The sequence below is a fragment of the Sulfuricaulis sp. genome (genome assembly GCF_024653915.1).
GTDB lineage: Bacteria > Pseudomonadota > Gammaproteobacteria > Acidiferrobacterales > Sulfurifustaceae > Sulfuricaulis.
Genome location: NZ_JANLGY010000006.1, coordinates 1 through 21,109, shown reverse-complemented (window position 1 = coordinate 21,109; position 21,109 = coordinate 1). Strand labels below are relative to the sequence as shown.

The following is a 21,109-nucleotide window of genomic DNA, read 5'->3' as shown; positions in this document are numbered from 1 at the left end:
AAATCTTGGCGCCCTTGGCGTCTTGGCGGTGGATTTTCTTTTTACAAAGGCGCCGGAAGGTCAGAGGCGCCCGTGAGATATTTGTCGATGCCGCGCGCGGCCGAGCGCGCCTCGGCAATGGCCCAGACGATGAGTGACTGGCCGCGCTGCATGTCGCCGGCAGTGAACACACCGGGCACGCTCGTCATCCAGTTGCCGTCGCGCCAGACATTGCCGCGCTCGGTGAGTTTCACGCCCAGGTTTTCCAGCAGGCCCGGCTTCTCGGGTCCGACGAATCCCATGGCCAGCAACACCAGCTCCGTGGGCAGGGTGAACTCGCTACCCGGAATTTCCCTGAAGCTGGCGCGGCCGCCTTCGTGGACCAGCTCGACTTTCACCAGTTCGAGCGCTTTGACGCGACCTTGATCATCGCCGATAAAACGTTTGGTCGAAACCGAGTAGACCCGTTCCACGCCTTCCTCGTGCGCCGAGGAAACGCGGTAGACGTGGGGATATTCAGGCCAGGGATTGTTCGCGGCCCGGTGCTCGGGCGGGCGCGGCATGATTTCCAGCTGGTGCACACTCTTGGCGCCCTGACGATTAGAAGTACCCAGACAATCGGCGCCGGTGTCGCCGCCGCCGATGATCACGACATGCTTGCCCTTGGCAGTGATCTCCTGATTCATCGGGACTTTTTCACCCTCACAACGGCGGTTCTGCTGGGTGAGATATTCCATGGCGAAGTGCACGCCCTGGAGTTCACGTCCCGGTACCGGGAGGTCGCGCGGCGCGCAAGCGCCGCCGGCGAGCAGTATCGCATCGAATTTTTTCTTCAGCTCCCCAACCGTGACGTTCACACCGATGTGCGCATTCGCCTTAAACACCACGCCTTCGATCTGCATTTGCTCCAGGCGCCGGTCGAGTACTTTTTTTTCCATCTTGAATTCGGGGATGCCATAGCGCAGCAGGCCGCCGATGCGATCGTCACGCTCGAATACGGTGACATCATGACCCGCACGCCGCAATTGCTGCGCCCCGGCCAGGCCCGCGGGGCCGGAACCGACGATGGCGACCTTCTTGCCCGTCAGCACTTTCGGTGGCTCGGGCTTGATCCAGCCTTCCTGGAAGGCACGGTCGATGATGGCGAGTTCAATCGCCTTGATCGTCACCGGATCGTCGTTGATGCTGAGCACGCAGGCGCCCTCGCACGGGGCGGGGCAGAGCGTGCCAGTGAAATCGGGGAAGTTGTTGGTCGCGTGCAGGCGATCGATCGCATCTTGCCACTGGCTGCGGTAAACCAGGTCGTTCCAATCGGGGATGAGGTTGCCCAGCGGGCAGCCCTGATGGCAGAACGGGATGCCACAATCCATGCAGCGCGCGCCCTGCTTTTTGAGCTCCTCTTCGGGGAGCGGGCGCATGACCTGCTTCCAGTCGCGCACCCGTTCGGTGACGGGACGGTAGGTTTGCTTGGCGCGGTGAAACTCGATGAAGCCGGTGATCTTACCCATGCGCTGCTTCCATCACCGCCTGTTCTTCCGAAATACCATTTTGGCGTGCGTTGGAAATGGCCGCGAGCACGCGCTTGTAATCCTTGGGCGTAATCTTCACGAATTTCGCCTGCATGGACTTCCAGTTGGCAAGAATCTTTCCCGCTACCGTACTGCCGGTATGGTGCACATGGCGCTTGAGCAAGTCCTTCACCAGATCAACGTCCTCGCCGGTAGCCAGGGGATCGATATCGACCATGGCGAGGTTGCAATGGCGCTTGAAGTCGCCGACCGCGTCGAGCACGTAGGCCACACCGCCGGACATGCCGGCCGCGAAGTTGCGCCCGGTGGAACCGATCACGACCACACGGCCGCCGGTCATGTACTCGCAGCCGTGGTCGCCCACGCCCTCGACCACCGTGTGCGCGCCGGAGTTGCGCACGGCAAAGCGTTCGCCGGCAACACCGCGGAAATAGGCTTCACCATTGGTAGCACCGTACAGCGCGACGTTGCCGATGAGGATATTTTCCTCCGGGACGAAACTCGCCTGACGCGGCGGATAGACAAAGAGTTTACCGCCGGAGAGGCCCTTGCCGACGTAGTCGTTGGCGTCACCCTCAAGCGTGAAGGTGAGGCCGCGCGGCAGGAACGCACCGAAGCTCTGGCCAGCGGAGCCGTTGAAGTGAATACGGATCGTGTCCTCGGGCAACCCTTCGGCTCCATAACGACGCGAAACCTCTGCGCCCAGAATGGTGCCCACGGTGCGATTGACGTTACGGATGGGCAAAATAATGTCTACCGGTTTTTTTGATTCCAGCGCATCGCGGCACAGCGGCAGGATGGTCACCACGTCCAGCGCCTTGTCGAGGCCGTGATCCTGATCGCGCACGCGGCGGGTCGCCACCTCGGGTCCCGCGTCGGGCTGGTGCAGTATCTGCGAGAAGTCGAGGCCGCGCGCCTTCCAGTGATCCACCGCCTTTTTCACGTTCAGGCGGTCCACGCGCCCGATCATTTCGTCCAGCGAGCGAAATCCAAGTCGCGCCATCCACTCGCGTGTCTCCTGCGCCACGAAGCGAAAGAAATTCATCACGTGCTCCGGATTACCCGCGAATTTCTTGCGCAGCTCCGGGTCCTGGGTGGCGATACCGACCGGGCAGGTGTTCAGATGGCACACGCGCATCATGATGCAGCCGAGCACCACGAGCGGCGCAATCGAAAAGCCGTATTCCTCCGCGCCGAGCAACGCGGCGATGACAACGTCGCGACCGGTCTTCATCTGGCCATCGGTTTGCACCGTGATGCGGTCACGCAGCTTGTTCATCACCAGCACCTGCTGGGTCTCGGCCACGCCGAGTTCCCACGGCAGGCCGGCGTGCTTGAGCGAGGACAGCGGACTAGCGCCGGTGCCGCCGTCATGTCCGGAAATGAGCACCACGTCGGCGTGTGCCTTGGCCACACCGGCGGCGATCGTGCCCACGCCGATCTCGGAGACCAGCTTCACGTGGATGCGCGCCTCGCGGTTGGCGTTCTTGAGGTCATGGATCAGTTGCGCCAAGTCCTCAATCGAATAAATGTCGTGATGCGGCGGCGGCGAGATCAGGCCGACGCCGGGCGTCGAAAAGCGTACCTTGGCGATCCACGGATACACCTTTTGACCGGGCAACTGGCCGCCCTCGCCGGGCTTGGCACCCTGTGCCATCTTGATCTGCAGATCGGTGGCGTTGACCAGGTAATGGCTGGTGACGCCAAAACGGCCCGAGGCCACCTGCTTGACGCGCGAATTGCGCACCGTGCCGTAACGCTCGGGGTCCTCGCCACCCTCGCCACAATTGGAACGGCCACCGATCTGGTTCATGGCGATGGCGAGCGCCTCATGCGCTTCCAGGCTGATCGAGCCATAAGACATGGCGCCGGTGGCGAAACGCTGCATGATGGCTTCCACCGGCTCGACCTCCCCGATCGGGATCGGCCGGTCAGCAAGCTTCAGTTCCATCAACCCGCGCAGCGTCGCCAGATGCTCCGCACTGTCATCGCAGGCACGGGAGAATTCCTTGAACATCTCGTAGGAATTGGCGCGCGTGGCGTGCTGCAGCTTGGCTACCGTGTCGGGATTGAGCATGTGATACTCGCCGTCGCGGCGCCACTGGTAGTGTCCGCCCCAGTCGAGTTCGGGCGGGCCCACCGGCCGCTCGGGATAGGCGCGGTGATGGCGCAAGGAAGTTTCCTGCGCTACCACGTCGAGACCGATACCGCCGACACGCGAGGCGGTCCAGGTGAAGTATTGATCGATAAACTTCTTGTCGAGACCGATGGCCTCGAATATCTGCGCGCCACGATAAGACTGAATGGTGGAGATGCCCATCTTGGAGATGATCTTCACTACGCCCTTGTTCAGCGCCTTGATGTAATTCTTGACCGCCTGCGCGTGATCCACGCCGCTCAGCAGCTTCTGGCGGATCAGGTCGTCCAATGATTCGAAGGCCAGATAGGGATTCACCGCGCCCGCGCCGTAACCCAGCAGCAGCGCCATGTGGTGCGTCTCGCGCGCCTCACCGGATTCAACGATGAGCCCAACCTTCACACGCGTGCCGGCACGCACGAGATGATGGTGTACCCCGGCCGTGGCCAGCAGTGCCGGCATTGGCATGTGCTGCACATCCACGCCGCGATCCGACAGGATGATGAAGGTGCTGCCTTGGGCAATGGCGTCGCTGGCCTGGCGGCACAATTCTTCCAGCGCGCGTGCCAGCCCTTGCCCATCGGAACCGGCGGGGAACAGCATGGGCAGCGTGACGGTCTTGAAACCGGGGCGATCGAGATGAGCCGCTCCCGACATCCTGTCTCCCGCGGCATTACTACGTCCCTGTAGGGCACGGATCTTTGCCAGATCTTCGTTACTCAGGATCGGCGTCTTGAGCTTGAGCATGCGGCAGGACTCCGGACCGGGCTGAAGCAGGTTGCTCTCGGGACCCAGCGGGGTTTCGATCTGCGTCACCAGTTCCTCGCGGATAGCATCCAGCGGCGGGTTGGTCACCTGCGCAAACAACTGCTTGAAATAGTCATAGAGCAGACGCGGCTTGTCCGATAGCACCGCCAGCGCCGCGTCGTTGCCCATCGAACCCACCGGTTCCTCGCCCTTTTGTGCCATCGGCGCCATGAGGATACGCAGATCTTCGTGGGTGTAGCCAAACGCCTGCTGGCGCTGCAGCACGGTCGCGCGGTCCGGCTCTGGCACCTGCGGAGGCTGCGGCAATTGATCGAGCGAGATCAGATTTTGCTTCAGCCATTCCCGGTACGGATGCGCCGAGGTGTAGCGCTTTTTCAACTCGGCATCATCGATGATGCGGCCTTCGCGCGTGTCTACCAGGAAAATCCGGCCCGGATGCAGTCGCCCCTTTATAAGCACGTTCTCCGGCGGAATATCGAGCACACCGACCTCGGAGGCCATGACCACCAGTCCGTCCTTCGTCACGTAGTAACGCGACGGGCGCAAACCGTTGCGGTCGAGAATGGCGCCAATGACGTTGCCATCGGTGAAGGCGATCGAGGCCGGACCATCCCACGGTTCCATCAGACAACCATGGTATTCGTAGAAGGCCTTGCGGTCCTCGTCCATCATCTCGTGCCCGCTCCACGCCTCCGGAATCATCATCAACACGGCGTGTGGCAATTCACGTCCAGCCATGTGCAAGAATTCGAGCACGTTGTCGAAGGTGGCTGAGTCCGAGCCGCCCTCCATTACGATGGGCAGGATTTTCTTCAGGTCATCGCCGAACAGCGGTGACTGGCACAGGGCCTCACGTGCGCGCATCCAGTTGATGTTGCCGCGCAAGGTGTTGATTTCGCCGTTGTGGGCGATGTAGCGATACGGGTGCGCCAGCGGCCACGACGGAAAGGTGTTGGTCGAGAAACGCGAATGCACCAGCGCCAATGCCGACTCCACGGCGGGATCGGCCAGGTCGGGGAACATCGGCTCCACCTGGGTCGGTGTGAGCATGCCCTTGTAGATCAGGGTGCGCGCCGACAGGCTCGGGATGTAAAACAGCGAATGTTCCTTAAGGCCTGAATTCCAGATCGCATGCTCGATGCGTTTGCGGATTACATAGAGTTTGCGCTCGAAGGCCTGGTCGTCGGCGATGCCGGGTACGCGGCCGATGAAAATCTGTTTAAAGCCGGGCTCGGCTGAACAGGCCGTCGGACCGAGCGATGCGTGATCCACCGGAACATCGCGCCAGCCGAGCAGGGTCTGTCCCTCTTCGCGCACGATATCGGCGAACATATCCTGACAGCGACGTGCTTCGGCGGCTTCGCGCGGGAGAAAAATCAAACCGGCACCGTAATGGCCAGGTTCGGGCAATTTGATGCCAAGCTTTCCGCACTCGCGCTTCAGGAATGCGTGCGGCATCTGAATCAGAATCCCGGCGCCATCACCGGTGTTCTCCTCGCAGCCACAGGCGCCACGATGCATGAGATTGCGCAGAACGGTCAGCGCCTGTTCGACAATGTTGTGCGAACGGCGACCCTTCATGTCCACCACGAAACCGACACCGCAGGCGTCGTGCTCGTAGGCCGGATCATAGAGACCCTGATGTGTCTTATGTTGTCCCAAATTCATTCACCGCTCTCATTTACCGCCGGTGGCGACTCGGCACCAGACATTCTGATGCGTCGATCTGCCGTTTGCATTATCGAACTCGCCAGCGGGGACTTTGCCCGGATCGGGGATATTCGTTCTTCTGCTCGCGAAAACCTCGAAAAAACAGGAGCAAAAGGGGCGAAAAGTATACCGGCCCACCGGGGCCGGTTCAATCCAAAGGGAGATTCTCACCTACATCCCCTCTCCCCTCGCGGGAGAGGGGGATCACCCCTCATCCCCATCCTTTCTCCCGCTGGGGAGAAGGGAGCGAGCCGATGCGACCTTCGGTCGCGATCAATTAGGTTGGATTGAGCGGAAACGGCTTTTATCCGGTTAAATACCCGGAAACAGCCGCTCATGCTCGCGCACGGCATAACGGTCCGTCATACCCGCGATGTAATCCGCCACGATTCGGGCCTGCTCGCCCGCCCCGTTCTGCTGTCTGAGTTTGTCCTGGTATTGATCTGGCAGTAATGCCGGATCTTTCATGAAGGCCTCGAACAACTCGCGCACGATCTTCATGGCCTCACCCATCATGTGGGTCACACGTTCATGCGCGTACAGATTCTGTCTCAAAAAACGCTTGAGTTCGCGTGACTTTTCGGCCACTTCGCGAGTGTAACTGATCAAGGCCTCGGGGTGGCGACGCACACCCTCGATGTCCTTGATCCCGGATTGCGCGATCCGATGCCGGCTGTTTTCGATGAGGTCGGTGACCACCTGGTTGATCATGCGGCGAATGGTTTCGTAAATGGCCCGGCGCGGGGGAATATCCGCGTAGCGTCGCATCACTTCATCGTATTGCCCGGCAAACAGGTCGATCGGTTTCAGTTGGTCCAATGTCAGCAATCCGGAACGCAATCCATCGTCCACGTCGTGATTGTTGTAGGCGATTTCATCGGCGATGTTGACCAGCTGCGCCTCCAGGCCGGGTTGGGTTTTTTCCAGAAATCGTTGTCCCAGTTCGCCCAGCTCGCGGGCGTTCTTGAGCGAGCAGTGCTTGAGTATGCCCTCCCGCGTCTCGAAGGTAAGATTAAGCCCGGGAAATTCGGCGTAGCGCTCTTCCAACACATCCACGACGCGCAAGGATTGCAGGTTGTGTTCGAAACCGCCGTAATCGCGCAGGCATTCGTTCAGCGCGTCCTGACCCGAATGGCCGAAAGGCGTGTGCCCGAGATCGTGTGCCAACGCAATCGCTTCGGTCAGGTCTTCGTTGAGTCCCAGCGCACGGCCGATGGAACGCGCGATCTGCGCTACTTCGATCGAATGCGTCAGACGCGTGCGGAACAGATCGCCTTCGTGGTTGATGAATACCTGGGTTTTATATTCCAGGCGGCGAAAAGCAGCACTGTGGATAATGCGGTCGCGATCGCGCTGATATTCGGAACGATTCGCGGGCGAGGGTTCGGGATATCGTCGTCCGCGCGAAGTAGCATCGTGCGCGGCATAAGGGACCAGCATTACGCCGCTTCCCGCATGCTCGCCAATGTCGCCTCAAGCGCCGTGCGTGGACATTCGTCGGTCACCACGGCCTCGCCAAGATGCTTGAGCAGCACCAGCCGCGAACGACCGTCCTGCACCTTCTTGTCCACGGCCATGAGCTCGAGAAACCGCGCAGGCGACAGCGAGCCGGGCGCACGCACCGGTAGGCGTGCGCGCCTTATCAGTTTTTCAATGCGCGCCGTCTCCGCCGTGGTGAGCCACTCAAGCCGTTGCGACAAATCCGCCGCCATGGCCATGCCCGCGGCGATGGCCTCGCCGTGCAACCACGCGCCGTAACCCATACCGGTCTCGATCGCATGTCCAAAAGTGTGACCCAGATTGAGCGTGGCGCGCACGCCGGATTCGAGCTCGTCCGCGGCCACCACCTCCGCCTTGTTGCGGCAACAACGGTGGATGGCGAAGGCCAGTGCTTCGGCATCGCGCGCCAGCAGTTTGTCCAGATTGGCCTCGAGCCAGACGAAAAACTCGGGGTCACGGATCAGTCCATATTTGATCACCTCGGCCAGCCCGGAGGAGAGCTCGCGGTCCGGCAGGGTGATGAGCGTGTCAGTGTCGATGATGACCGCGTGTGGCTGATAGAACGCGCCGATCATGTTCTTGCCGAGCGCATGATTAACGCCGGTCTTGCCGCCAACCGAGGAATCCACCTGCGACAATAATGTGGTCGGTACCTGGATGAAGGGGATACCGCGCTGGTAACTCGCCGCGGCAAAGCCGGCCATGTCCCCAACGACACCGCCACCAAGCGCGATCAAGGTGGTGCGCCGGTCGCAGCGCGCTGAGAGCAATGCATCAAATATGCGATTCAGCACCTCGAGCGACTTGTACTGCTCGCCATCCGGCAACACCACCTCGACCGGTTGGAGGGAGGCAACGTGGGCGCGAAGCTTGGCAAGATACAGCGGGGCCACTGTCTCGTTGGTTACAATGGCAACCCTCGTGCCCGCGACATGCCGCGTCAACAACTCGGCCTGGCCGAGCAGACCCGCCCCGATATAAATCGGGTAACTCCTTGCCGCGAGATCAAGATCCAGCGTTTTCATTGGATTGCAGGGCTTCCAGTTTACGCGCAATCTCGCGCGCCACGCTCACCGGTGAGCGATGCGCCGTTTCGACCACGATATCCGCCGTTTGCCGGTAAATCGGTTCACGTGCCTTGACGATCTCTTCCAGCGTGCCGCGGCGATCCTTTGTTTGCAGCAGCGGACGCTGGCGGTCGCGGCGCGTGCGTTGCAGGAGAGTATCCAGCGGCGCATGCAGATAAACCACCACGCCGCGGCTGTGTAACGCAAGACGGTTATCCGCCGACAGAATAACACCGCCGCCAGTAGCGAGCACTAGATTGGATTTACGGGAGAGGTCATCGATGACAGAAGACTCGCGGCTGCGAAAGCCGACCTCGCCTTCGATTTCAAAGATCAGGGGGATGTTGGCACCGGTGCGTTTCTCGATCTCGTGGTCGGAATCCTGAAAATCCTTGTTCAGGAGTTCAGCCAGATGGCGCCCAATGGTGGATTTACCCGCCCCCATGGGGCCAATCAGAAAGACATTGTCCGCTCGGCTCATGGCCGCAGGTATGCCAGCATCCCGACCATATAGCAAGCGGGACGGCCGCCGTAAGACAGCCGTCCCGCTTGTCGAGATGGTTAGCGCAGGCTCAGGTTATCCGCGAGGATCCGGGGGGTAAGGAAAATCAGTAGCTCGGTCTTGTTGTCCTTGACTTCCTTGCTCTTGAACAGCCAGCCCAGCAGAGGAATATCTCCAAAGAACGGAACCTTGGTGACAGTATCAACCTTGTCCTGCTCGTAAATACCGCCAATCACAACGGTCTCACCGTTGTCGAGCAGCACCTGGGTCTTTATCTCCTTGATGTTCAATATGCCGGTGGCGGCGTCGGCAAAGTTGTCCTTGGTGATATGCACATCCATATTAATGCGGTCATCTGGCGTGATCTGGGGCGTAACTTCCAGTTTCAGAGTCGCCTTCTTTGTAACTACGGAGCCCACACCCAGCACGTTGGTAGTGAATACCCTCTCCTGACCCTGCTCGATACGCGCTACTTTCTGGTTAGCCGTAATGACGCGTGGACTGGAAATGACTTTACCTCCACCTTCCTGTTCGAGCGCGGATAACTCCAAATCCAGTATGTTAGCGCCCTTAAACAGGATAACCGAAATCACACCAGGAGCTGAGCTACCGATACCTGCCGAAGGAAGGTTAACGTTAAGACCCCCTGGCATATATTCGAATGTCCCACTGTTAACGTAGTCTTCAAATACATCTAATTTGCCCGAGCTAATAGTGCGCGTAGAACCTTTGGTCCTGTCAGTTTTATGACCGAGACGGGAACCAAGGGTCCTGCTGTAATTCTGACTGGCCTCCACCAGACGGGATTCAATCATCACCTGACGCACAGGCTGGTCCAGCTGGGCAATCAGTCGGCGAATTTCCCGGATCTTGCCTGGCGTGTCCTGAACGAGGAGAGAGTTGGTCCGTTGATCAACCGTCACCTGCCCACGGGGTGACAGCAGCGTATTGGACGCGCTCGATTTCTCTATGGTGGCGCCCGTGGCCGAGCTGCCAAATACCGGATGCTCTTGCGAACTGGCAGTGGTCACGGCTTTGATGGACTTTAGCAGGCTCGCAATGTCATCGGCTTTGGCATAGTTGATCTGGATGAGTTCCGAAATCAGCGGCTCGAGTTCGATCACCGCCTTGGTGGCCTCCAGATTGGCCTTTTCTTTGGCCGCCACCTCGGGCGCGGGCGCCACTGTCACAACATTGCCCTTGCGGCGCATCGCGAGGTTCTTGCTGTCAAGAATAAGATCAAGCGCCTGATCCCACGGCACGTCTTTCAGGCGCAGCGTAAGGGATCCCTTGACCGTGTCGCCCACGACGAAATTGAGGCCGGTAAAATCCGCCAGCACCTGCAGTGCCGCACGCGCCTCGATATTCTGGAAATTGAGCGACAGTTTCTCGCCGGAATAACCGAACTCATCCACCTTTTTTTCATCCGGCTTTTCAATCACCGGTTTGACGCTGACGGTAAAGACATTACCGGTCTGGTACGCCAGGTGCTCGTACTTGCCCTTGGGCGTGATGATCATGCGCGTGTTTTTGCCTTGTGTGAAGGTATCAATCGTTTGCACCGGGGTCGCGAAATCAACCACGTCGAGTCGGCGCTGTAACTCGGCGGACGCCGAGGTATTCAGGAAATCGAGCATGATCTCACCGGCCTGTTCACGGATATCGATGCCCACGGTGGGATCGGAGAGATCGATGATGATCTTGCCGTCGCCCTGCGGCCCACGACGAAAATCAATGCCCTTCACACTGTACTTACCGGTCTTGCGGGTGCTGGCAAAATGCGTGGTCTTGGGTTCGACCGCCCCGGCAATGGCGCTGACGGGCGCCTCCACGGTCACAATAAAATTGTTACCTTCAATATTCGTGGAATAAGCAACCGGCTTGATCAGGCTCAGCACTACGCGTGAGCGGTCCTCCGCCTCGATGGCGGTCACGTTGGTGACAGCCGCTTCCTTGATCGAGAGATTCTTCTTTTCGAGTCCGACACGGGTATTCGGAAAATCCAGCGAGATACGCGCCGGATTAGTGATGGTGAAAGCGTTCGGCTCGGTAGGCGCCTTCGTCATTCTGAAGGTGATCTGAATACGATCGCCGGGCAACTTGGCGTAGACAATCTCATTAATGGAATTTTTCTCATCCGCGACCGGGGCGACAGCTTGCGCCGGCTCGGCGGTGGCAGGTTTTTCCGTAATGGGCTCTTCGGCTTTAATCGGCGTTTCCATCGCAGCAGGCGGTGCAAGCGCCACTGACGGGGTCTCGGCAACGCTCACGGCCGGTGTAACGGGTGCAGGTGCTGTCGTGGAGGCTACTACGCGGTATCCGTATTCGGCCTTTTGTACATCGAGCTGGCCGGGTTCGTTCATCAGCAAATCCACCACAACGGTCGTGCCATTATCGGCAAGATAGGGATACGCACCCTTCACCTTGTCCAAACCCTGAAGCTCGGCAAGCGACGGTCCCATACTGCTGTCTGGAAAACTGATACGCAAACGCTGGCCTTCTTCCAGCACCTGGGTGGTAAACGTACTCTCTCCGGCCGCGCGCACTTGCAGCACCGGTGATTCGCTGCCCGGCTCCCAAACGATGGACTGGATTTCCGCGCTGAACGCGTTGGCGGATATCCCGACCATGGCAACCAGAAGCACCAGTGATCGGCCGGCCGCGAGCGCCACGGTGCGCAAGATTCGAATTTTCTGTTTCATGATCTTCCCGCCTCTGTTTTTCCAGTTCATTCCAACAATGTCAGGTTCGCTTCACGCTCGACCCAGTCGCCCATGGTGCCCTGTATCAGCTCAATCAGATCGATTTTTTCCTCGGTGATTTTGTTGATCATGCCGGAGTTCTGCCCCAGGTGTTCTCCAACTTGCGCACGGTGAACGGTCCCGTCTGGCGCTTGAATCACAGCCCACGCCTGCTTGCCCCGCGAAAGGGTACCCACCATCTTCAGCGAATCCAGCGGATAGTCTTCGAGCGGCTCCTTGCGACGATTGGGATCCGGCCGCGGTCCGCTGGCGCTCTTTTGACCTTGTGGCTTGAGATTGAAAGCAGCGAAGGGATCCGCCAGGTTTGCCGAATTATAAATAAATGTTTCCTGCATTTTGATTTCCGGCAGTGGTTCTACCTTAGGCTTTTTGTCGGCATAGGCGTTCTTGACAAAATCGCGCAGGTCTTCCAAGCCATCGCTGCTGCAACCCGTCAGCGTCACGCAAAACAAGCTCGCCATGAGCAGTGGTATTACCGGTTTCATGGCTATCACTTCCGCCCCCGAGGCTTGGCTTTGACCGGTTTGGCAACGCCCCCTTCCTCGAGATAGCGATAGGTCCTGGCCTTGGCCGACATGGTCAGCTTGTTGTCCTTCCCAGATGAACTGATATTGATGTCGCCAAAAGTTACGATGCGGGGAAGCGCGGCGACGTCGCTGACAAACTGCGCCAGCTCATGATAGCTGCCACGGACCTGAACGCTGATCGGCATTTCAGCGTAGAAATCCTTGGGCAGTTCCTTCTCCGGGCGGAATAGCGTGAATTCCAGGCCACGGCCCAGACCGGCCTGAGTGATATCCACCAACAGGTCCGGAACTTCTGTCGTATTAGGGAGTTGTCGCAGCAGGCTACCAAAGGTCTGCTCCATTTCATCCATCTGCTGCTGGTAGGCCGGCAAATTGATCGCCAGGCCTTTCTTGTTCATGTAGGTCTCGCGCAAACCTTCTTCCTTTTTCTGCGCTCCGGCATACTCATCGAGTTCGCCCTGGATTAAAAACCAGAAACCGGCGAATAGAATGACAATGCATATGACCAGAATGCTGCCGATCTTGATCGGTACTGGCCAAGAACCGAGATTATTGAAGTCAATATTTTTTAGATCGTCCAGCGTCATGTGCCGGTATCCTCGATCTTTTTCTGCTGCTTGGCGGCTTGCTTGACCTTGAGAGAAAAATCACTAACGCGCTCGCTTCCCTGGGCCTTGACGGTAATCAGTTCGAGTTCCGGCTCGGCGAACCAGTCCGAAGCAGCCAGGTTACGCATGAGCGCCGAAACGCGGGCATTCGATTGGGCCACACCCTTGAGCGCGATGCTGCTACCCGAGTGAACCAGTGACGCCAGATAGACACCGTCCGGCAGCTTGCGTGCCAGTTCGTCGAAAAGATGCACCACTCGGGTGCGGTCCCCCTGCAATTGATAGATCACGTTCATGCGCGCGATCAGATCTGCCCGCTTCTTTTTCAGCTCAGCGATTTCCTTGATCTCCAGCTCGACCTTGGCAATTTCCTGATTAAGAAAATCGTTGCGTTTGGTCTGGTTTTCTATCAGAGCAGTCACGTGCACGTGAGCATAGAAAATGATCACAGCCATCAGAATCCATGCGCCCACAGCGATCGTCAGCAACTGACGATCCTGCTCCTTGCGGTGCATCTCACGCCAGGGAAGAAGATTAACCCGCGTGGTCACAGGTCGAAGCTTCGCATGGCAAGCCCACAGCTGATCATGAGCGAGGGGGCGTCATTCGACAGGTGCTGCGGCTTGATGCGTGAGGCCAGCGACATGCTTGCGAAGGGATTGGCCACCATCGCCGGCACGCCTATGCGCGCCGCCACCAGTTCATCAATACCCGAGATTTGCCCACAACCGCCGGCCAGCAGTAACTGATCCACGCTATTGAACGGCGTGGAGGAGTAAAAGAACTGCAGCGCACGCATGATTTCCTGGCACATGGCTTCCATGAATGGCCGCAACACATCCGTCTGATAGTTGTCAGGCAGGCCACCCTGTTTCTTGGCCAGCCCCGCTTCCTCATAAGACAGGCCGTAGCGACGCTGAATTTCTTCCGTCAACTGCCGACCGCCGAAGGCGTGATCGCGGGTATAAACCGAGCGATTGTTATGCACCACGTTGATGGTGGTTGCGGTGGCGCCGATATCCAGCACGGCGATGGTTTTTTCCATGCCGCCACCGGGCATGTGGCTGGTGATTAGCGAAAAGGCATTTTCCATGGCATAGGTTTCGACATCCACCACCATGGGCGTCAGGCCTGGCGCCTGGATGACGGCGAGATAGTCATCCACGATTTCCTTGCGACAGGCGGCCATCAATACGTCCACTTCTTCCGGGTTGCTCTCCGACGGGCCCAGAACCTGGAAATCGAGATTGATTTCATTCAGCGGATAGGGGATGTAATGATCCGCTTCCATCTCCACCTGTGTCTGGCGATCCTGATCGCTCAGGTTGGCTGCCATCTTGATGGTTTTGGTGATGACATGCGCCGCCGGCACCGCGACGGCGGCGTGCCTGACCTTCGTTCCGGATTTCTTGACGGCGCGCTCTACCACCTGCGCTACCTGCTCGACTTCCGTAATCGCGTGCTCCACCACCGCATTCTGGGGTAGGGGCTCCACCGCATAGCGCTCGACGCGATAATGCTCGCCGTTTCTGCTCAGTTCGAGCACCTTGACGGCGGAGGAACTGATGTCGATCCCTATCAGTGGCGGCTTCTTTTTGGAAAATAATCCCGCAAGGGCGCTCACTTTATTTTCCTCTCTAAATCCATGAGTTATGATTGATACATCTAATGTAGATTAAATGCTAGAACCAAATATAGACCATAGAATTCAATAATGACAAATCATTGAATTAGCCGGGATTTATGGGTTTTTCAACAGATTTTCCCAGGGAACAAAGGCGTTTTGTTCAGAAATACCGTGTCCGGCAAGCAGTGGTTTATAATCCCTGGCACGCCGGGCTTCGGACGTTCCCTGACACAGGTTTCCACATCCCTTTCCCAACATGAATGATTCTGGGAGTTTTTTCTCCCGATGGACCCGCCAGCACTTGCCCACACAGCGTTGGCAACTGGCGCTGATCGGGCTTTTTGGTCTGTTCGCGAGCGGGGTGGTGCTACTCACCCTGATCGCACTTATTCTCACGCCCACACTTCCCTCCCTGGATGATCTTTCGGGGGCACAGCTGAAAGTGCCCATGCGGGTCTACACCGCTGACGGAGAATTGATCGCCGAGTTCGGCGAAGAAAAACGCATTCCGGTAAAAATTGAGGAGGTGCCGGACATGCTTATCAAGTCAGTACTGGCGGCCGAAGATCGTTCTTTCTTTTATCACCATGGCGTCGACTTCGTCGGCATTCTGCGGGCCGCGTGGCACAACTTCCGCACCCAGTCGACTGGACAGGGCGCCAGCACCATCACCATGCAAGTGGCGCGCAATTTTTTTCTCAGTCCCGAAAAAACCTACACGCGCAAAATCAAGGAGGTTCTGCTCGCCTTCAAGATCGAGCGTGAATTAAGCAAACAGCAAATACTTGAACTCTACTTCAACAAGATATTTCTCGGGCACCGCTCCTACGGCTTCGCCGCCGCCGCCCAGATTTATTACGGCAAGAATCTCCAGCAGCTGACGCTGCCGGAGATGGCGATGCTCGCCGGCCTGCCGAAAGCACCGTCACGGGACAACCCCCTGACCAATCCCGAGAACGCCCTCGAGCGGCGCAACGCCATTCTGAAGCAGATGCTGAATCTCGATTTCATCGATGAAACGGCTTTCACGGCAGCAATCGATTCACCGCTGGCGGCGGCCAAGCACTCGCTCCAATCGGACACCGCGGCACCCTACGTGGCCGAACTGGTTCGGCAGTACATGATCCAGACGTACGACGAAAAAACCTACGCCGGCGGCTTTCACGTCTACACCACTCTCAACGCCAAACACCAGCAGGCGGCGGTCAAGGCGCTTCGTACCGGCCTGCTGGATTACGAGCGCCGCCACGGTTACCGCGGACCAGCCGGTCACGTGACGATCCGTGAAAAACCCGAGGCCGAATATCTCGACGACGCCCTCAAGGATTTCCGCATCGTGGGCGGATTGTTGCCGGGTGTGGTGTTCAAGGTTGAGGAAAAAAACGCACAGGTCTATACCCAGGACGGTGCCACGGTCGAGCTCGGCTGGGAGGGCTTGTCGTGGGCCCGACGTTATATTGATGAGAACAGCCTGAGTAACGCCCCCAAAAATGCCGCCGACGTGGTCAAGCCGGGTGACATTATTTATCTTGAAGCCGTCGAAGATCCGCAACAGATGCAGGAAACCGGCTCGTGGCGCCTGGCGCAGATTCCGAAAGTGGCCGGCGCGCTAGTGGCCTTGCGCCCCAGCGACGGTGCCGTGCTCGCACTTACAGGCGGTTTTGACTTTCAACAAAGCAGTTTCAACCGTGTCACCCAGGCAGAGCGCCAACCCGGATCGAGCATCAAGCCTTTTATTTTCAGCGCGGCGCTGGACAAAGGCTTCACCGCCGCGACCACGGTCAGCGGCGCACCGATCGTGATGGATGGCGGCGACTCCCCCGAGGAGGAATGGCGGCCCGAGGATTACAGCAAAAAATTCTTCGGTCCGACACGCCTGCGCAAGGCACTAACGCTATCGCTCAATCTGGTTGCGGTTCGGCTGCTGCGCGCCATCGGCGTTTCCTACACCGTCGAATACATGGAACGCTTTGGTTTTGACCCGGCCAAAATTCCACGCAACCTGTCGCTCGCGCTCGGCAGCGCCTCGGCGACTCCCATGCAGATGGTGAGCGCGTTTGCCGTATTTGCCAACGGCGGTTACCGGATCACACCATACTTCATCGCGCGCGTGGAGGATGCCAACCACACAATACTGGAACAGGCCAGACCGGCGGTTATTTGCCGGGAATGTAAAACACCGGCGCTCGACATGCCTTTAAATTCCGGTCAGGCTGCACCCAATCCGGCCACTGCACCCGCCGCCGGTCCAGGCAAGGATCAGAACAAACCGGTGTACGCACCGAGCGCACTGAGTCCCGAAACCAGCTTTCTCATGGCCAGCATGATGCAGGATGTCATTCGCGCCGGCACCGGTCGGGCCGCGCTGGTTCTGGGACGCAAAGACCTGTCCGGAAAGACCGGTACCACCAATGACTATCGCGACGCCTGGTTTTCGGGCTTCAACAGTGAAGTGGTGACGACAGCCTGGATTGGTTTCGATCAGCCGGTCTCGCTCGGCCGGGCGGAAACCGGCGGGCGCACGGCACTCCCGGTGTGGATTGATTTCATGCGCACGGCGCTCGAGGGTGTTCCCGAAAAGCCGCTGATCCCGCCGGAAACCATGGTGCGCATCACCATCGATAGCGAGACCGGGAAACCCACCTCGCCCGACAATCCGTTGGCCATCGAGGAATATTTCGTCCAGGGCACGGAAACCCCCCAGACTCTTCCCGGGCTTGAAGGAGAAACCTCTCCCGAGACCGTGCCGGAAAAGGTGCCGGAAAACGTGCGCGAGAAACTCTTCTGATGCGCCACAAGCCCCGCTCTTCTCAGAACGGGCACAGGGCCAAACCAAACTCACTGGGCGAGGATCAGCTGCGCACGCACATTGCGACCGATGCCGCGCGCATCATGGCGGAGGAGGGCGTGCGCGATTTCCATACCGCCAAGCGCAAGGCCGCGGCGCGTCTGGGCTTGCCCGAGACCAAAAACCTGCCGGGCAACGACGAAGTGGATGCCGCGCTGCAGGAATACCTGCGCTTGTTTCACGGAGGCCACCTTAATCAAAGTGTGCGCCGGTTGCGCGAACTCGCCGCCGAGGCCATGCGCTTTTTGTCCAAATTCGATCCACGCCTGGTGGGGCCGGTATTGAGCGGCACCGTCACCTCGGCCACCGAGATCGAGATTCACCTCACCGCCGATACCCCGGAGGAAATCGGATTCTGGCTGCAGGAACACAGTATCCCCTACGAACAGGCCGACCGTCGTCTGCGTTTCGGCGGCGACCGTCAGGAGACGTTCCCGGCTTACCGCTTCACCGCCGACAACGTTCCGATTGAACTGTGCATATTCGACCGGCGCGAGGCGCGCGAATCGCCCTTGAGCCCGGTGGACGGCAAACCGATGAAACGTGCCAATCTGCGCGAAGTGGAAAACCTCATGACTGAGGAGGCTGAGCCATAACCGACTTTCGAGCCACGATCACGCTTTTCGCGCCCCCGCCGGGCCGGTAGAATCGACGTCCAGTCAATGTCTCTGGCTTCAAGCCGAAATAAGATTTCCGGCTTGAAGCCAACCGACTCCCCCTCTCCCGCGCGAGCGGGAGAGGGCAAGGGGTGAGGGCTAAGCGCCAGACGCAGAGACTACAAACAATCTCGGACATCTCTTGAAGCACCACATCGAAAATCTCATCGCCTCGGCACTCGCAGGCCTGGAGGCTACCGGCGCGCTGCCACCAGCTCACGGCGCGGCGATCACGGTGGACCACACCAAGTCCCAGGAACACGGTGACTTCGCCTGCAACATTGCCTTGGTGCTGGCCAAACAAGCGCGCGTTAAACCGCGTGAGCTGGCCGAAAAAATCGTCAAGGCTTTGCCCGCGTCCGAAAAAATCGTCAAGGTCGAAATTGCCGGTCCGGGATTCATTAATTTTTTCCTGAGCGCCGATGCCTATCACATCGTGGTGCGCGAAATTCTGGAAAAGCACGAGACCTACGGCCGCAGCCAGATGGGCGCCGGTCGCAAGGTACAGGTGGAATTTGTCTCGGCCAATCCCACCGGCCCGCTGCATGTCGGCCACGGGCGCGGCGCGGCCTATGGCGCCACGCTGGCGAATCTGCTTGATGCCGTGGGCTACCAGGTCCATCGCGAGTACTACATCAACGACGCCGGCCGCCAAATGGACATCCTCGCCACCAGCGTGTGGCTGCGCTATCTCGAACTGTGCGACGAAAAATTCGACTTCCCCGTCAACGGTTACAAGGGCGATTATGTCTACGACATCGGCGCCACCCTGCACCGCGAAAACGCCGACAAGTACCGGCACGCGTCCGCGAAAATATTTGAAAACATCCCGCCCGACGAACCTAAAGGCGGTGACAAGGAAACCCATATCGACGCGCTGATTGAGCGCGCGAAATCCCTGCTTGGTCCCACGGCCTATCGCAAGGTATTTGACCTCGGGTTACAGATTATCCTCGACGACATCCGTCAGGATCTGGAAGAGTTCGGCGTCACCTATGATCAATGGTTTTCCGAGCGCGCGCTGGTCGAAGAAGGCGCCGCCGAGCGCGCCATCGAACGCCTCAAGAAATCAGGACATGTTTACGAAAAAGAGGGTGCGCTGTGGTTTCGCTCCACCGACTACGGCGACGAGAAAGACCGCGTGGTGGTGCGCGAGAACGGTCAGATGACCTATTTCGCCCACGACATCGCCTACCACATGGACAAGCTAGAGCGCGGCTACGACCAGGTTATCGACATCTGGGGCGCGGACCACCACGGCTACGTCCCACGTGTCAAAGCAGCATTGTCTGCCATCGGCGACAATCCTGAGCGGCTGCACGTGCTGCTGGTGCAGTTCGCCATCCTCTACAAAGGCGGCGAGCGCATGCAGATGTCCACCCGCAGTGGCGAGTTTGTCACGCTGCGTGAACTGCGCGACGAGGTCGGCAATGACGCCGCGCGTTTTTTCTACGTGCTACGCAAGTGCGAACAGCACATGGATTTCGACCTCGATTTGGCCAAGTCGCAGTCCAACGACAATCCGGTGTATTACGTGCAGTATGCGCACGCGCGCATTTACAGCGTGTTCCGGCAGATGAAGGAAAAGGGCTTCAGTCACGATCCGGCGAACGGCGACCGCAACCTCGCGCGCCTGACACAGGCCCATGAAGTGGCGCTGATCCAGCGGCTGGCGCGCTACCCGGAGGTGCTGGAAGCGGCGGCGCGGGACCACGAACCGCATCAGCTTGCCTATTACCTGCGCGAACTCTCCCATGACTTTCACACCTATTACGGTGCGCATACCTTTCTGGTCGAGGACGCGGCGGTACGCGATGTACGCCTCAATCTGATCGTGGCCACGCGTCAGGTAATTGCCAACGGGCTGAAGCTTCTGGGTGTGTCAGCGCCCGAGGCAATGTAAAGTAGCCGCATGGTGCGCAGACGCAAAAGATTTTCGGCACGCCGTTTCCGCAAACCCGGCTGGCTGCTGCTCGTGGTCGGCATCGGCATCGGCGTGGCCGGGGTGATGCTGTGGCAGATGTACTCCCACCGCGGAGACGGCCGCAGCGGCCTCGGGAATTTCTTTTCCAGTATCAGCAAGCCGGCGGAAAAGCCCGCCAGGAAAGAACTGGAACCCGCGAAAACCCCCAAGCCGAAATTCGATTTCTATACCATCCTGCCGGAAACCGAGACCGTGCTACCCGAGCGGCGGGCCCGCGCCAAACCGGTCAAAGCCAAACCGGAGGAGGGAGTGAGTTACATTCTGCAGGCAGGTTCCTTTGCGGGCTTCGAAGAGGCTGACCAGATGAAGGCCAAACTCGCGCTCGCGGGCCTGGTCGCGCATATCCAGAAAATCATTATCGAGGGCAAGGGCGAGTACCACCGCGTGCGCCTCGGCCCCTACGATAATATCGAGCAATTAGAAGGCGCGGCCCAACAGTTGCAGAAGATGGGTGTCAAAGCGCTGCGGCTGAAAGTCAAAAAGGGCGAGATCGGCTAACTTCTTGTTCGTCCCCATCAAAGCAGTTCCTCAGGCCTCTTGATTCAGTTTTTTTCATTGGGATGCCGACCTAATTCACGGTAATTCAACTATCCACCGCTTTTTTTCTGTCGCTCTGTATACTGGGAAATTCGACGCGCCATCCCAACTAACAACTAATTCCGCATCCTGCACAAAATACGGTGAGGAGTAACTATGAAGCGCATAGCCGGATACTTCCTGTTGGTCACCTTGCTCTCCCTGCCTGCACAGGCCATCGGGCCGTTCGCGTTCCTGGCCAAAGACCTCGTGAAGAACATCGTCAGAAACTTCGTCGAAGGACAGATTGACAAAATGCTCGCGAGCGCCGGACCGTGCGGCTTGCCGATCGCCGGCCCCGGCGCGGGCGGGTTAGCCGGCATGTTGGG

General features: G+C 58.8%; 15 protein-coding genes. 5 read left to right on the top strand and 10 right to left on the bottom strand.

Translation table 11 applies throughout. From position 1 onward, the window contains the following. Positions 1–41 precede the first annotated feature (41 nt). The 10 genes from NUV55_RS03575 to NUV55_RS03530 form a co-directional block, all read right to left on the bottom strand. Positions 42–1,487 (bottom strand): glutamate synthase subunit beta, encoded by a 1,446-nt coding sequence (locus NUV55_RS03575; protein WP_296670462.1) that lies wholly within the window; start codon positions 1,485–1,487, stop codon positions 42–44. Next, positions 1,480–6,081 carry a glutamate synthase large subunit gene (gene gltB / locus NUV55_RS03570; protein ID WP_296670461.1) on the bottom strand — a complete coding sequence of 1,534 codons (4,602 nt, stop codon included), beginning with the start codon at positions 6,079–6,081 and terminating at the stop codon, positions 1,480–1,482. The genes NUV55_RS03575 and gltB overlap by 8 nt, the downstream gene beginning before the upstream one ends. Before the next feature lie 354 nt (positions 6,082–6,435). Next, on the bottom strand, positions 6,436–7,563 hold the full coding sequence (locus tag NUV55_RS03565) for a deoxyguanosinetriphosphate triphosphohydrolase (RefSeq protein ID WP_296670460.1): 1,128 nt from the start codon (positions 7,561–7,563) through the stop codon (positions 6,436–6,438). Further along, entirely contained in the window at positions 7,563–8,648 is a 1,086-nt protein-coding gene (aroB, locus tag NUV55_RS03560) for a 3-dehydroquinate synthase (RefSeq protein ID WP_296670458.1), read from the bottom strand. Before aroB ends, NUV55_RS03565 begins: the two co-directional genes overlap by 1 nt. Then, a complete protein-coding gene (aroK, locus tag NUV55_RS03555; protein WP_296670456.1) occupies positions 8,629–9,171 on the bottom strand; it encodes a shikimate kinase AroK in 543 nt (180 codons plus the stop codon). The genes aroB and aroK overlap by 20 nt, the downstream gene beginning before the upstream one ends. Positions 9,172–9,251: 80 nt before the next feature. Further along, positions 9,252–11,894, bottom strand: coding sequence for a type IV pilus secretin PilQ (pilQ, locus tag NUV55_RS03550; RefSeq protein WP_296670454.1), 2,643 nt, complete (start codon positions 11,892–11,894; stop codon positions 9,252–9,254). A gap of 26 nt (positions 11,895–11,920) precedes the next feature. Next, a complete protein-coding gene (locus NUV55_RS03545; protein WP_296670452.1) occupies positions 11,921–12,439 on the bottom strand; it encodes a pilus assembly protein PilP in 519 nt (172 codons plus the stop codon). 5 nt (positions 12,440–12,444) lie between these two features. Beyond that, the gene (locus NUV55_RS03540) at positions 12,445–13,068 is read right to left on the bottom strand and encodes a type 4a pilus biogenesis protein PilO (protein ID WP_296670451.1); all 624 of its coding nucleotides are present in this window, start codon (positions 13,066–13,068) and stop codon (positions 12,445–12,447) included. Then, the gene (locus tag NUV55_RS03535) at positions 13,065–13,640 is read right to left on the bottom strand and encodes a PilN domain-containing protein (RefSeq protein ID WP_296670449.1); all 576 of its coding nucleotides are present in this window, start codon (positions 13,638–13,640) and stop codon (positions 13,065–13,067) included. Before NUV55_RS03535 ends, NUV55_RS03540 begins: the two co-directional genes overlap by 4 nt. Further along, complete coding sequence (locus tag NUV55_RS03530; RefSeq protein ID WP_296670448.1) at positions 13,637–14,713, bottom strand: pilus assembly protein PilM; 1,077 nt, start codon at positions 14,711–14,713, stop codon at positions 13,637–13,639. The genes NUV55_RS03535 and NUV55_RS03530 overlap by 4 nt, the downstream gene beginning before the upstream one ends. Positions 14,714–15,017: 304 nt before the next feature. Between NUV55_RS03530 and NUV55_RS03525 the strand changes: the two genes are divergently transcribed. From NUV55_RS03525 to NUV55_RS03505, 5 genes are all read left to right on the top strand, one after another. Then, positions 15,018–17,504 (top strand): penicillin-binding protein 1A, encoded by a 2,487-nt coding sequence (locus NUV55_RS03525; protein ID WP_296670445.1) that lies wholly within the window; start codon positions 15,018–15,020, stop codon positions 17,502–17,504. Next, positions 17,504–18,160 carry a hypothetical protein gene (locus NUV55_RS03520; protein ID WP_296670442.1) on the top strand — a complete coding sequence of 219 codons (657 nt, stop codon included), beginning with the start codon at positions 17,504–17,506 and terminating at the stop codon, positions 18,158–18,160. The genes NUV55_RS03525 and NUV55_RS03520 overlap by 1 nt, the downstream gene beginning before the upstream one ends. A gap of 202 nt (positions 18,161–18,362) precedes the next feature. Next, positions 18,363–20,123 (top strand): arginine--tRNA ligase, encoded by a 1,761-nt coding sequence (argS, locus tag NUV55_RS03515; protein WP_296670441.1) that lies wholly within the window; start codon positions 18,363–18,365, stop codon positions 20,121–20,123. 9 nt (positions 20,124–20,132) lie between these two features. Next, positions 20,133–20,702, top strand: a complete 570-nt coding sequence (locus NUV55_RS03510; protein WP_296670439.1) for an SPOR domain-containing protein — start codon at positions 20,133–20,135, stop codon at positions 20,700–20,702. Between the two features lie 195 nt (positions 20,703–20,897). Next, the coding region (locus NUV55_RS03505; protein WP_296670437.1) for a hypothetical protein at positions 20,898–21,109 on the top strand (212 nt) is incomplete at its 3' end.

What these genes read in the sequence shown, in the direction of transcription:
- NUV55_RS03575 (WP_296670462.1), bottom strand. Translation starts at nt 1,487, where the DNA reads ATGGGTAAGATCACCGGCTTCATCGAGTTTCACCGCGCCAAGCAAACC.
- gltB (WP_296670461.1), bottom strand. Translation starts at nt 6,081, where the DNA reads ATGAATTTGGGACAACATAAGACACATCAGGGTCTCTATGATCCGGCC.
- NUV55_RS03565 (WP_296670460.1), bottom strand. Translation starts at nt 7,563, where the DNA reads ATGCTGGTCCCTTATGCCGCGCACGATGCTACTTCGCGCGGACGACGA.
- aroB (WP_296670458.1), bottom strand. Translation starts at nt 8,648, where the DNA reads ATGAAAACGCTGGATCTTGATCTCGCGGCAAGGAGTTACCCGATTTAT.
- aroK (WP_296670456.1), bottom strand. Translation starts at nt 9,171, where the DNA reads ATGAGCCGAGCGGACAATGTCTTTCTGATTGGCCCCATGGGGGCGGGT.
- pilQ (WP_296670454.1), bottom strand. Translation starts at nt 11,894, where the DNA reads ATGAAACAGAAAATTCGAATCTTGCGCACCGTGGCGCTCGCGGCCGGC.
- NUV55_RS03545 (WP_296670452.1), bottom strand. Translation starts at nt 12,439, where the DNA reads ATGAAACCGGTAATACCACTGCTCATGGCGAGCTTGTTTTGCGTGACG.
- NUV55_RS03540 (WP_296670451.1), bottom strand. Translation starts at nt 13,068, where the DNA reads ATGACGCTGGACGATCTAAAAAATATTGACTTCAATAATCTCGGTTCT.
- NUV55_RS03520 (WP_296670442.1), top strand. Translation starts at nt 17,504, where the DNA reads ATGCGCCACAAGCCCCGCTCTTCTCAGAACGGGCACAGGGCCAAACCA.
- NUV55_RS03510 (WP_296670439.1), top strand. Translation starts at nt 20,133, where the DNA reads ATGGTGCGCAGACGCAAAAGATTTTCGGCACGCCGTTTCCGCAAACCC.